The sequence below is a fragment of the Streptomyces sp. BBFR51 genome, from assembly GCF_044591655.1.
Classification (GTDB): Bacteria; Actinomycetota; Actinomycetes; order Streptomycetales; family Streptomycetaceae; genus Streptomyces.
Genome location: NZ_CP172448.1, coordinates 6,845,932 through 6,857,385, shown reverse-complemented (window position 1 = coordinate 6,857,385; position 11,454 = coordinate 6,845,932). Strand labels below are relative to the sequence as shown.

Here is an 11,454-nt window from a genome sequence, read left to right as displayed (position 1 = left end):
ACCCCCGTGCACCCCCCACGCCCGTGCGACCCCCCACCGGCAACCACTTGAGGAGACTCATGTTCGGGCTCACTCGCGCCAGATCGGCCACCGCCGCCCTGGCCGCCGCCGGCGCCGCCGTACTGCTGGCCGCTCCCTCCGCTGTCGCCGCGCCGCAGCCGATCGTCGGCGGCTCCACCACGACGACGAACGCCTATCCGTTCGTCATGCAGATAACCGACGCCTCGCAGAACCAGTTCTGTGGCGGCACCCTCGTGGCACCCACCAAGGTCGTCACCGCCGCGCACTGCATGGCCGGCGAGAGCACCGGCAGTGTGCGCGTGGTCGGCGGACGCACCTACCTGAACGGCACCGACGGCACGGTCGCCCGGGTCAGCCGGATCTGGGTCCACCCGGACTACACCGACGCCACCGACGGCGACGACGTGGCCGTGCTGACCCTGTCCTCGTCGATGCCGTACACCCCGGCGAAGTACGTCGCCGCCTCGGACACCTCGGTCTACGCGGCGGGCAACGAGGCCCGCGTGCTCGGCTGGGGCACCACCCGGGAGAACGGCGGTTCCTCCAACCAGCTGCGGACCGCGACCGTGCCGGTCGTCTCCGACGGGGACTGCGGCGGTTCCTACGGCTCCGACTACGTCGCGAGCGACATGGTGTGCGCCGGACTCCCCTCCGGCGGCGTGGACACCTGCCAGGGCGACAGCGGCGGACCCCTGCTTGTCGGGGGCGTCCTGGCAGGGATCACCTCCTGGGGCGAGGGCTGCGCCCGGGCGGGTTATCCGGGGGTCTACTCCCGGCTGACCACGTTCTCGGACCTGGTGACCGCGCAGGTCACCTCGTAGCCCCGCCCCGGCGGGTTCCCTGATCTCCTGAGCAACCCTCAGGTGCGAGACCAGGGGGCGTTGCGAGCCTCCACGAGCGGCCCGCAACGCCCCCTTTCCATGCCGGCGGCCTTCCCTCCGGCTTCTTCCGTTCAGTCGCGTACGGTCCCGAAGCGGATGTCGTACGCGGTCGCGGGGTGCATCGTCGCCAGCATCCGCTCGCCCTCGGCCGCGATCTCGTCCCGGCACTCCTTCGGGAGGCGGGCGAAGGGCTCGACGACGAGGGCGTCGTCCCCGAGTTTCCACAGTCCGGCCACGAAGCCGTCGACGAGGAGCACGCGGTAGGCCTGGTTCTTCTGCCAGGTGCGGCCCTTGTGTTCGGGCGGGACGACGCGGGTGCGGTCGGCGTGGGAGAGCAGCAGGTTGTCGAACTCGGGCAGGAAGCGCGGCGGGGCCGGGGTGTCCGGGTCGGGGCGCGGCGCGTCGGGGAGGTCGAAGAGTTCGGTGCCGTTCTCGTCCCGGAAGGTGACGAGGCGGGGGCGGAGCCGTTCGAAGGCGTCCCGGAGCCGGGTCAGTCCCGCCCAGGTCTGCATGTCCTTCACGGACGCGGGCCCGAAGGCGGCGAGGTAGCGCAGCACGGTGTCGTCCGGGGCCGGCGCCGGCCGCGTGGGGCGGTCGAACCAGTGCTCGGCGGTGGTGAGCGTGACCTGACCGCTCCTGCCCCACAGTCCCCGCGGCGTCACCTGCACGAGCGGGAGCCGGCAGCGGGCGGCGACGGACAGGGCCAGCGGGTCGGCGTCGGGCCACTCGGCGAGGAGGGCCTCGCGCACCTGCCGCAGGGTGCGCGGCTCGGCCTCGACGAGTTCGCGGGCGAGGGAGGTGAGCCGGTCCAGGTCGACGCCCACCAGTCCCTTGCGGAAGGTTCCCAACTCCCGGTCCCGGGCGGCCTGCACCAGCGGCCTCAGGGTCAGGCAGTCGTCGGCGGTGTGGGTGTGGATGGTCGAGCGCATGGTGACGAGGCGGGCGACCCGGCGCTCCGCCATCGACTCCGACAGGTCGCCGGGGGTGAAGCCGTCGAGCCGGGCGGCGAGCGCGTAGTACGGCGGCTTCACGTTCTGGGCCTGGAGTCCGACGACATGCGCGACGGCGTCGTCGGCGGACATCGCCGCACGGCGCAGCAGCAACTGCCGGGCCAGGGTGGCGCGGTTGAGGGCGCGGGTACCGAGGACGGGGGCGGTCGTTCCTGCCTTGGTCGTCATGCCGGGCACGTTAGCGGGAGTTGCGGACGGTTCCTGTCCGCGATCCGTCCTTGATCCGTCCGTCCTCGATCCGTCCGCGCGCCGCGCGTTCAGTCCCCGGCCGAGGGCGCGGGGGCGGCCCGGCTCAGCTCCACGGCGAAGCGGGCGCCGGCCAGCAGGGACAGGTGCGAGACCCACAGCCACACGAGGGAGACGACGACACCGGCCAGGGGGCCGTACAGGCGGCCGTAGGTGCCGATGCCGGACGCGTAGAGGGAGAAGGCGGCCGAGGAGCCGAGCCACAGCAGGGCCGCCAGGGCGCCGCCGGGCAGGGCCTCCCGACTGCGGCGGGCCGGTGCGGGGCCGGTGCGGAACAGGACGAGGACCAGCAGCGCGGCCAGGCACAGCAGCACCGGCCAGCGCAGCAGCGACCAGACGGTGGTCGCCGTCGCACCGAGGCCGGCCTGCCGGCCCAGGGCCCGGGCCAGCGGTCCGGTCAGGAGCAGGACCAGGGCGCTGGCGACCAGCAGACCGAGCAGGCTCAGTGCCGTGAGGACGATCCGGTGCAGCCGGTGCCACAGGGGCCGCCGGTCGGGGACGCCGTGCATCTCGTGCAGGGCGCGCCGGAAGACGGCCAGGTAGCTGGAGGCGGACCACAGCGCACCGACCGCGCCCGCCACGGCCACGGTCAGGGCGGCGGAGCGCTCCCCGGCCATCTCGTGCAGGGTGCGGTGCAGTTCGGCGCCCGACTGGGCGGGGGCCCAGGACGTCACGTCGGCGATGAGCCGGTCCGTCAGGTCCGGGGCGACCATGCCGGTGACGGACGCCGTGACGACGAGGGCGGGCACCAGCGCGAGGACGGCGTAGTAGGTGAGGGCCGCCGCCCAGTCGGAGACGTTGTCGTCCCACATGGCGCGCGGCACCCGGCGCAGCGCCCCGGCCCACGGCGCCGAGCGGCCCCGAAGGCGGGTCAGGCGTGCTTCCAGGTACGTCGTCATCGCGCACGCCGCTCGCGACGGGACCGTACGCCCATGCGGACGCGGGTCTCCAGCGGGTGCGGCGCCAGGGCGGCGCGGGCCTCGTCGAGGGGGCCGTGGGCGAGCTGTTCCAGGACAAAGCCGGGTGCGGCGCCGGGTTCCAGCACGAGCCGTACGCGGGCCCGTGACCGCTTCTTCCCGGCGGGCAGGTGTACGTGGGCGCGGTCGACGCCGGGAGTCGCCTCCGCCCGCCGGGCGACGGCGTCGCCCAGCGCGCGGGAGCGCAGGGTGAGGGGCGGTCCGGCCAGCGGGAGCCGGCGTCCGCCGCCGCGACGGAGCTGGGTCAGGAACCAGGCGAGGCACAGCAGCAGCGCGCAGACCGTGCCGGCGACGACGGCCGGGGTCCACCAGCCGTGCCCGCGCAGGCCGGCGAGGCCGGCCCGGTCCAGCAGCACCGTCCCGGCGTCCGGGGCGGGCCACCAGCCGGGCAGCCGTTCGGCGGCCGCTCCCCCGGTGAGGGCCAGCCACCCGCCGCCGGCCAGCAGGGCCGCCCCGGTCGACGCGAGCAGCGTGCGGTTGACCGCGTTGCGCATGGGGTTCACGAGTCGGTCTCCTTCGCCGTCGTCGGGTCGTGCGGCCCCTTCGTCGCGGACCGCTCAACGGCGGCACGGCCCCCGACACCCGGTCCGCCCGCACCGCCCGCCTCGAACTCGCCCCCCGACCCGGCCGCGCGCCCCGGCGCACCGGCCGACTCGACGCCGCTCCCCGACCCCGGCCTGTCGGTCGGGGCGGTCGGGTGAGGGGGCGCCGGTTCGGGGGCGGGCCGTGGTTCGGTCGTGGTCGTCCGGCCGGACGCGGGCCCCGCGCCGGGCGGGCGCCAGTGTGGGTCCGTGCGCAGGGTGACGCGTGGGGTGAGGGGCCGGGGCAGGCCCAGGGTGGTGAGGGTGGTGTCGGTCGCCGTGCGGACGGCGGCGCGGGTCGTGGGGCGGTCGCCGAAGGCGAGGTGGGCCCGCACTCGGACGCGGTGTCGGCCGCAGCGCACGCGGACGCGTGTGACGCCGGGGACGGCGGAGGCGGCGTCCCGTACGAGTTCGGCCGCGGCGGTCCGGTCCAGTACGGCCCGCTGCCCGCCGCGCCCCGGTACCGGGGCCATGGGGAGCACGCCGCGCAGGCCCGGGGTGAGGGCGAGGCAGAGCAGCCAGGCGCCCAGTACGGCGGCGACGGCGCCGCCCGCGACGACGGGGGCGTCCCCGGGGCCGTGCGTGGCCAGCCAGTCGACCGCCCCGGTGCGCCAGTCGGCGGGCCGGCGGTCGGCGAGGTGGACCGACAGGACGTCGTACAGGAGGGTCGCGCACGCTGCCGCCGCCACCAGCGCCGCGACCGCGGCCGGGGCCCGGCGTGCCGACCAGGGCCGCCGGGCCCGGCCGCAGGGGCTGTCCGCGTCGGCGGGGCGCGACGGCGGGGCGGCCCGGTCCGCGGACAGCGACTGGACCCGGACGGTCGCGGACCGCACGGTGAGGCCGCTCAGTTCGGCGACCCGCTCCGCCATCCGGCCGCGGACCCGCTCCCCCGTCTCGCCGAGCGTCGCCGGGTACGGCAGCCGTACGTCGACCGAGACGTCGGCGCGGCGTCCGTGGACCGTCGCCGTGCCGTGCGTCACCCGGGCGCGCCGCCCGGCGAGGTCGGCCTCGGTGGCCGCCCGTTCCGCGATCCGGCGCACGGCGCGGTCGGCGACGACGGTGCTGCCGCGCTCGGCCGGTGCGGTGCGGGCGGGCCCGCCGGTGGCCGGTGTGCCCGTCACCGCGGCCTCCGGTCCCGTGGGGCGAGGAACTCACGCCAGTCCGTGCCGCTGTCCACCAGTCGCCCCAGGACGGCGCCGACCGCGCCCAGCGCGGCCACCAGCAGGAACGCCCCGAAGCCGCCGAACCACCCGGCGAAGGCCAGCGCCATGCCCACCAGCATGCCGATCACCGCTCCGCTCATCACTCACCTCCGCCTCGAACCTGCTGATGCTCCAAAACCCGCTCTTCACTCCACGCGCGCCTCCACCGGGCGCTCCGGGTCCTCGTCGTCCGGCAGGTGGACGTCGTTGACGGTGATGTTGACCTCGACGACCTCCAGGCCCGAGATGCGCTCGACCGCGTCGATCACGTTCTCCCGTACGTCCCGGGCGAGGTCGGCGATGGGCACGCCGTACTCGACGACCAGGTCGAGGTCGATCGCCGTCTGCCGTTCGCCGACCTCGACCTTCACGCCGCGCCCCACGTTCGGCCGGCCGCCGGGCACCCGGTCGCGGACCGCGCCGATGGTGCGGGACAGGCCGCCGCCCATGTCGTACACGCCGGGGATCTCCCGCGCCGCCATGCCGGCGATCTTCACGACGACGACGTCGGCGATGGACGTGCGGCCCCGTGTGGCGGCCGGTTCGGTGGCGCCGGTGGAGCCGCCGCTCACGGTCGTCGTCGCGCCGCCCTGGGTGGACCGGCCGGTGCCGCCGGCCGGGCCCGTACCGCCGTTCTTCTGCTCGATCCGGGGCGCCTGCGGTGTCGTCGTCATGGTGTCCTCCGTCAGCCGTGGTCGTTCGGTGCTTGTGGACGTTGGACCCGGGCGGCGGTCCGGCGTTACGCCGTGCCGCCGGATTTCTTTTCCGGCTCCGTCGCGTAACGCCGGGGGCGGTCGGCGTGTCCAACGGGGGAACCCGTTGCGGGGACCGAGCGGAACGACGGATGGGAGCACACGTGCCGGGGGACGACGGACTGCTCGCGGTGCGGGCCGCGGAGGGCGACGAGGACGCCTTCGAGGCGCTCGTGCGCCGGCACGCGCCCGGCCTGCTGCGGCTCGCGGCGAGCATGCTGGGCAGCCCCGCCGAGGCGGAGGACGCGGTGCAGGACGCGTTCGTCAGCGCCTGGCGCAGGCTCCCGGAGTTCCGCGGGCAGTCCGCCTTCGCCACCTGGATGCACCGCATCGTCGTCAACCGGTGCCTGAACATGCTGCGCTCCCGGCGTCCCGTGGCGGACCTCGACAGCGTGCCCGAGCCGCAGGCGCCGGACCACGCGGTCTCCCCCGTGCGGGCCGCCGAGTCGCACGCCGCCGCGGTGGCCCTGGGCCGGTCGCTGTCCGAGCTCTCCCCCGAGCAGCGGGTCTGCTGGGTGCTCAGAGAGCTGGAGGGCCGGTCGTACGAGACGATCGCGGAGACCGTCGGCATCAGCCCCGAGGCTGCCCGCGGCCGGGTGTTCCGCGCACGACGCTGCCTGACGGAGGCGATGACCGCATGGCGATGAACACCGGCGCGGACCTGCCCGGGCCCGGCACCGGGGGCGCGGACGGCGCCGCCGACGACAAACGGCTGGCCTGCGGGCGGCTGCTCTCCCAGGTGTGGGAGGCCTGGGAGGACGGCGGGCACGACCCGCATCTGCGGGCCTGCCCGCACTGCTCGGCCGCCGTACGGCAGTTGGACCTGCTCGGCGCGGCGGTGCGCGAGGCCGGGAGCGGGCGGGGGCCGGACTGGGACGCCGGGGCGCTGACCGAACGGGTCATGGACGTGGTGCGGCTGGAGCTGCGTCCCGGCCCGCCGCTGCCCCTCGGGGAGCGCGAGGAGGACCTGTGGGTGCGGGAGGCGATGGCCGCCAAGGCGCTGCGGGCCGCCGCCGAGACCGTCCCGGGCGTGCGCGCGGGCTCCTGCCGCATCCGGCCCGCCGAGTCGGGTGGCCGAGCCGTACGCGGCCCCGTCCGGGTGCGGCTGGAGGTCGTCGTCCCGCTCACGCCTCGGCTCCGGGATCTCGCGGAGGAGATCCGGCGGCGGGTGCACGGGGCGGCGGACGACGCTCTGGGGCTGCCGGTGGACGACGTGGACGTGCACATCACCGACGTGACGGACCCGGCCGGGGCGGACCCTGACCAGGCCGGCACGGAAGAAGGGAGCCGACCGTGACCGCTGCCGCCACCGGCCGTGAGGCACTCGCCGGCACCGCCGCGCGGGTCGCCGCGGACGTGCCCGGCGTCGCCTTCCTGCGGCCGGGACTCGTGGACCTGTTCCGTGGCTCCGCCCGCACCGGACCGCCGCGTGCGGACGGGCGGACGCCGGCGGGCGTGCGGGTGACCCGGGCCTCGGGGGCCGGACCGTGGGAGGTGGACGTCCAGGTCGTCGTCCGCCGTGACCACCGGGCGCTGACCGTGGCCCGCGCGGTGCGCGACGCGGTGACCGCCGCCCTGGCGCAGGCGGCACCCGGCGCGCAGGTGACGGTGACCGTGACCAACGCGGTGTGAGACCCGCCCCCGGCCCTCCTGCGCGCGGCCCCGTCCTCTCCCCGGCCGCGCCCGGCCCTATCCGCAGGTGGTCCGATAGGCGAGCTGCGGCAGGAGTTCGCCCCAGCGGGCGGGGCTGAGGTCGCCGCCGGTGTGGGCGCAGACCTGGCGGAGCGCCGGGTCCGTGTCCAGCGTCCAGATCCTGGCCGTGAGGTCGTTGCCGACGGAGGCCACGGTGTCGCCGCCGGGCGCGAACGCGACGGAGGTGACCGTGTCCACGTGTCCGGTGAGCGCGTTGCCGAAGGCCTCGGCGTGGGCGGGGTCGGCCACGTTCCACAGGCGTACGGCGTGGTCCTCGCCGCCGCTGGCGAGGGTGCGGCCGTCCGGGGCGAAGGACACCGAGGTGACGCCGCCGCGGTGCCCGGTCAGCTCCCCGCCCAGGGGGCGGGCGCGGCCGGGGGCCGTGACGTCCCAGAGCCGGACCGTGCGGTCGCGGCCGCCGGTGGCCAGGACGTGTCCCCGGGGTGCGAAGGCGACCGAGTTGACCCAGTCCCCGTGGGCGGTCAGGGGCTCGCCCACCGGCCGGGCCCGGTCGCGGTCGTGCACGTCCCACAGCCGGGCCGTCTTGTCCTGGCTGCCGGTGGCGAGGGTGTCCCCGTCCGGGGAGAAGGCCACGGCGCCGACCCAGTCGGTGTGCCCGGTCAGGGGCGCGCCCACGGGACGTACGTCGTCGGGGCCGCGCACCTCCCACAGGCGGACCCGGTCGTCCGCGCCGCCGGTGGCGAGGGTCCGGCCGTCCGGGGCGAAGGCGACGCTGAGGACACCGCCGGGGTGTGCGTCGCGGAGGGTGGCGGCGGGTGCCGGCCGGTCCGGGTCGGTGACGTCCCACAGCCGTACGGTGCCGTCCTCGGCTCCGGAGGCGACGGTGCGGCCGTCCGGGGCGAAGGCCACGGTCAGGACGGCGGCCTCGTGGCCGGCGAGCGGTCGTGGCAGGGGGCGCGGTTGCCGGGGCGCGCGGACGTCCCAGAGCCGGATCAGGGCGTCGTCGGTGCTGGCGGCGGCGAGCAGCCGGCCCTGCGGGTCGTAGGCCACGGAGGTGAGCGGGTTGGTGAAGTCGGTGAGGACGGTCTCCGGCAGATGCCACAGGCGGACGCTGCGGTCGGCGCCGGTGGTGGCGAGGGTGCGGCCGTCCGGGGCGAAGGCGAGGTCCCACAGGCCCTCCGTGTGTCCGGTCAGCGGTTCGCCGATCTGCTGCGGGTAGGCGGGGTTGGACACGTTCCACAGGATCACGGTGTCGTCCTGAGCGGCGCTGGCCAGGGTGTGTCCGTCCGGGCTGAACTCCACGGCCCACACGGCGGCGGTGTGCGCGGTGAGCGATTCGCCCAGGGGGCGCGGGCCGCCGTCCGTCACCTCCCACAGGCGCACCGTGTTGTCGTAGCCCGCGGTGGCGAGGGTGTCGCCGTCCGGGGAGAACGCCACCGACCAGACGGCCTCGTCGTGGGCGTGCCGGGGCTCGCCGAGCGGGACCGGTCCGTCGGCGCGGTCCAGCCGCCACAGTCGTACGGTGCCGGTGTGTCCGGCGGTGGCAAGGGTGCGGCCGTCCGGGGCGAAGGCGACGTCCCGCACGCTGCGGGCGTCGGCGCGGGCCGGGGTGCCGAGGGGCGCGGGCGCGGCCGGGTCGCCCAGGTCCCACAGGCGCAGGGTGCCGTCCTCTCCCGCGGTGGCCAGGGTGCGGCCGTCGGGCGCGAAGGCCACGGAGGTGACGGACTCGCCCCTGTGGCTCACCAGGGGCCGGCCCAGCGGCTCGGGCCGGGTGCGGTCGTGGGTGTCCCACAGCCGGATGCCGCCGCCGTGCCCGGCCGCCACCAGCAGGGCGCCGTCCGGTGAGTACGCCACCGCGCCCACCGGACCGCCGGCGATCCGCAGCGGCTCGCCGAGCTGCTCGTCCCGGCCGTCCCCGGCCGTGTTCCACAGCCGTACGGTGCCGTCGTGGCCCCCGCTGGCGAGGGTGCGGCCGTCGGGGGCGAAGGCCACGGCGCTGCCGATGTCGTCGTGTCCGGGCAGCCGGGTGGACAGCACCCGGCCCGCGTCCGAGGTGAGCGCGGTGCGCAGTTCGGGGGTGGTGCGCATGCCGAGCGCGGCGACGTCCAGCCGGGCGGAGAGGGCGGCGTTGGTGTCGCGCAGCCGGTCGGCCTCGGCGGTGATCCGGCCGAAGACGGCGTCGTCCCGCTCGGACTGGGCGGTGGCCCGCGCCCGGAGCGCGACGACGGCGGTGCCCGAGGCGACCAGGACCAGCAGGGCGAGGGCCGCCGACAGTCCGCGCCGCAGCCACACCGCGCGCCGCCGCCTGCGGATGGAGGCGGCGAGGAACTCGCGCTCCACCGGCGTCAGTTGCCCGCTGCGGTGGTCCTGCGGGAAGGCGTCGTGGGCGGCGGCCAGCCGCGAGCCCGCGTACAGCGCGGCGTTCTCCCGGCCGAGGGTCAGCCAGGTGCGGGCGGCCTCGGAGAGCGCGCGGTGGACGCGCAGCCGGTCGCGTTCGGCGTCGATCCAGCCGCGCAGCCGCGGCCAGGCCGTGATGAGGGCCTCGTGGGCGAGTTCGACGGTGCCGTCGTCGAGGGTGAGCAGCCGGGCCCCGACCAGCCGGTCGAGGACGGCGCGGGTGTCGTCGGGGTCGCCGAGGTCGAGTTCCGCGTGTTCGGCGGGGCGCCGGGTGTCGGGGGTGCCGTCGCCCGGGGCGACGAGCCGCAGCAGGATCCGGCGGGCCAGGTCGGCCTGGGGGGCGGTGAGTTCGCCGTACACCTCCTCGGCGGTGCGCACGACGGCGCCGCGCAGTCCCCCGGCCGCCTCGTAGGCGGACTCGGTCAGGGTGCGGCCGGTGCGGTGGCGCCAGGTCTCCAGCAGCGCGTGCGACATCAGCGGCAGTCCGCCCGGCGCGTCCTCGACCTCGTCGAGCAGCCGTGCGGTCAGGGCGCGTTCGACGATCAGTGAGGCCGCTGCGGCCGGCCGGACGACGGCCTCCCTCAGCTCCTCCCGGCTCATCGGCCCGGCCAGCAGGGTCGCGTCCTGCAACGCGGCGGTGAGCCCGGGGTGTTCGGCGCAGCGCCCCAGGAAGTCGGCGCGTACGGCGACCACGACGCGCAGTCGGCTGCCGGGGGCGGTGGCGGCGAGGAGGCGGTCGACGAAGGCGTCGCGTTCGGCCGGGTCGGTGCAGAGGGTGTACAGCTCCTCGAACTGGTCGACGATCAGCCAGGTGTCCGCGTCCGTGTCCGGCACGGGGTCGAGCCGGTCCGCGTGGGTGGCCGCCGGGCGGGCGCCGGGGGTGAGGATGCGTACGGCCGCGGGGGCGGCGGGTGCGTCGGCGCCGGCTCCGGGCGTGCGCACGCGCGGGATCAGGCCGGCCCGCAGCAGGGAGGACTTGCCGCTGCCGGAGGGGCCGAAGACGGCGGTGAAGCGGTGCTCGCGGGCCAGTTCGACCAGCCGGTCCACCAGCCGGTCGCGGCCGAAGAACAGCGCGGCGTCGTCCGGTTCGTACCGGGTCAGACCCCGGTAGGGCGGGCGTGTCTCCTCGTCGACGGAGAGGCCCGCGGCCTCCTCGTTCGCCGCCCGCCAGCGACGCTCCCATTCCCCCGGGTCGCCGCCGCAGACGTCGACGTAGGCGAGGGTGACCGCGAGCGTGGGCAGTTGACGTCCGGCCGCCGCCTGTGACAGGGCGGTCACCGAGAACGGGACCTTGTCCGCCATCGTCCGGTAGGTCGGGCGCCCCACCGACTCCCGCAGGGCGCGGAGTTCGGCGGCGAACCGCTGTACCGGTCCGGCTTCCGGGTCGAGCCGTCGCTCCCGGCGCCCCACTCCGTTTCCGCCCACGTGTCCCCGCCCCGCCGTCGCTCTCGGTCCCCGTCCGGGCGCCCACGGTAGGTAGCCCCTGGCGGGGGCGGCAAGCGAAGGGGTCCCCATCGGGGGGTGGCGCACGGGGAGTTCACGGTGTCTTCACTCCGGTTCCGCATTGTCGCGCATTGTTCAGTTCCGCGTCCGGGCTGCTGAACAACGGTGGTCCGCGGTGGAATCGGTGTCCGGGGGAGTGCGGGGTGGCACGACCGCCGGGTCCGTCACCGACCGTGCCACCCCGCACCCACGTCGTCCCCGTTCCGGGAAAGCATGTGAGGGAAGTGGTCC

Annotated in this window: 11 protein-coding genes; 4 read left to right on the top strand and 7 right to left on the bottom strand. The window is 76.3% G+C overall.

The window, feature by feature from the left end:
* The first annotated feature begins 59 nt into the window (after positions 1–59).
* Positions 60–842 carry a S1 family peptidase gene (locus ACGH7X_RS31320; protein ID WP_399891390.1) on the top strand — a complete coding sequence of 261 codons (783 nt, stop codon included), beginning with the start codon at positions 60–62 and terminating at the stop codon, positions 840–842.
* A 131-nt stretch (positions 843–973) separates the two neighbouring features.
* Here the strand turns inward: ACGH7X_RS31320 and ACGH7X_RS31315 are convergent, their stop codons facing one another.
* The 6 genes from ACGH7X_RS31315 to ACGH7X_RS31290 all read right to left on the bottom strand — a co-directional run bounded on the left by ACGH7X_RS31315 (position 974) and on the right by ACGH7X_RS31290 (position 5,592).
* The gene (locus tag ACGH7X_RS31315) at positions 974–2,080 is read right to left on the bottom strand and encodes a winged helix DNA-binding domain-containing protein (protein WP_399891387.1); all 1,107 of its coding nucleotides are present in this window, start codon (positions 2,078–2,080) and stop codon (positions 974–976) included.
* Positions 2,081–2,169: 89 nt separating this feature from the next.
* Positions 2,170–3,057, bottom strand: a complete 888-nt coding sequence (locus tag ACGH7X_RS31310) for a YihY/virulence factor BrkB family protein (RefSeq protein WP_399891384.1) — start codon at positions 3,055–3,057, stop codon at positions 2,170–2,172.
* Positions 3,054–3,638: a hypothetical protein gene (locus ACGH7X_RS31305; protein WP_399891381.1), complete on the bottom strand. Its 585-nt coding sequence runs from the start codon at positions 3,636–3,638 to the stop codon at positions 3,054–3,056. The genes ACGH7X_RS31310 and ACGH7X_RS31305 overlap by 4 nt, the downstream gene beginning before the upstream one ends.
* Positions 3,635–4,837 carry a DUF6286 domain-containing Asp23/Gls24 family envelope stress response protein gene (locus ACGH7X_RS31300; protein ID WP_399891378.1) on the bottom strand — a complete coding sequence of 401 codons (1,203 nt, stop codon included), beginning with the start codon at positions 4,835–4,837 and terminating at the stop codon, positions 3,635–3,637. The genes ACGH7X_RS31305 and ACGH7X_RS31300 overlap by 4 nt, the downstream gene beginning before the upstream one ends.
* Positions 4,834–5,019 carry a hypothetical protein gene (locus ACGH7X_RS31295; RefSeq protein ID WP_399891375.1) on the bottom strand — a complete coding sequence of 62 codons (186 nt, stop codon included), beginning with the start codon at positions 5,017–5,019 and terminating at the stop codon, positions 4,834–4,836. The genes ACGH7X_RS31300 and ACGH7X_RS31295 overlap by 4 nt, the downstream gene beginning before the upstream one ends.
* Positions 5,020–5,064: 45 nt before the next feature.
* Positions 5,065–5,592 (bottom strand): Asp23/Gls24 family envelope stress response protein, encoded by a 528-nt coding sequence (locus ACGH7X_RS31290; RefSeq protein ID WP_399891372.1) that lies wholly within the window; start codon positions 5,590–5,592, stop codon positions 5,065–5,067.
* A gap of 170 nt (positions 5,593–5,762) precedes the next feature.
* Between ACGH7X_RS31290 and ACGH7X_RS31285 the strand changes: the two genes are divergently transcribed.
* The 3 genes from ACGH7X_RS31285 to ACGH7X_RS31275 are packed head-to-tail and all read left to right on the top strand — an operon-like array spanning position 5,763 to position 7,302.
* Positions 5,763–6,317, top strand: a complete 555-nt coding sequence (locus ACGH7X_RS31285; RefSeq protein WP_399891369.1) for an RNA polymerase sigma factor — start codon at positions 5,763–5,765, stop codon at positions 6,315–6,317.
* Complete coding sequence (locus tag ACGH7X_RS31280; protein WP_399891366.1) at positions 6,308–6,967, top strand: Asp23/Gls24 family envelope stress response protein; 660 nt, start codon at positions 6,308–6,310, stop codon at positions 6,965–6,967. The genes ACGH7X_RS31285 and ACGH7X_RS31280 overlap by 10 nt, the downstream gene beginning before the upstream one ends.
* Positions 6,964–7,302: an Asp23/Gls24 family envelope stress response protein gene (locus ACGH7X_RS31275; protein ID WP_399891363.1), complete on the top strand. Its 339-nt coding sequence runs from the start codon at positions 6,964–6,966 to the stop codon at positions 7,300–7,302. Before ACGH7X_RS31280 ends, ACGH7X_RS31275 begins: the two co-directional genes overlap by 4 nt.
* A 57-nt stretch (positions 7,303–7,359) precedes the next feature.
* On the opposite strand, the gene ACGH7X_RS31270 is transcribed toward ACGH7X_RS31275, so the two are convergent.
* Positions 7,360–11,145, bottom strand: coding sequence for a WD40 repeat domain-containing protein (locus ACGH7X_RS31270; RefSeq protein ID WP_399891361.1), 3,786 nt, complete (start codon positions 11,143–11,145; stop codon positions 7,360–7,362).
* Between the last annotated feature and the right edge of the window lie 309 nt (positions 11,146–11,454).

What these genes read in the sequence shown, in the direction of transcription:
- ACGH7X_RS31320 (WP_399891390.1), top strand. Translation starts at nt 60, where the DNA reads ATGTTCGGGCTCACTCGCGCCAGATCGGCCACCGCCGCCCTGGCCGCC.
- ACGH7X_RS31315 (WP_399891387.1), bottom strand. Translation starts at nt 2,080, where the DNA reads ATGACGACCAAGGCAGGAACGACCGCCCCCGTCCTCGGTACCCGCGCC.
- ACGH7X_RS31310 (WP_399891384.1), bottom strand. Translation starts at nt 3,057, where the DNA reads ATGACGACGTACCTGGAAGCACGCCTGACCCGCCTTCGGGGCCGCTCG.
- ACGH7X_RS31295 (WP_399891375.1), bottom strand. Translation starts at nt 5,019, where the DNA reads ATGAGCGGAGCGGTGATCGGCATGCTGGTGGGCATGGCGCTGGCCTTC.
- ACGH7X_RS31290 (WP_399891372.1), bottom strand. Translation starts at nt 5,592, where the DNA reads ATGACGACGACACCGCAGGCGCCCCGGATCGAGCAGAAGAACGGCGGT.
- ACGH7X_RS31285 (WP_399891369.1), top strand. Translation starts at nt 5,763, where the DNA reads ATGGGAGCACACGTGCCGGGGGACGACGGACTGCTCGCGGTGCGGGCC.
- ACGH7X_RS31280 (WP_399891366.1), top strand. Translation starts at nt 6,308, where the DNA reads ATGGCGATGAACACCGGCGCGGACCTGCCCGGGCCCGGCACCGGGGGC.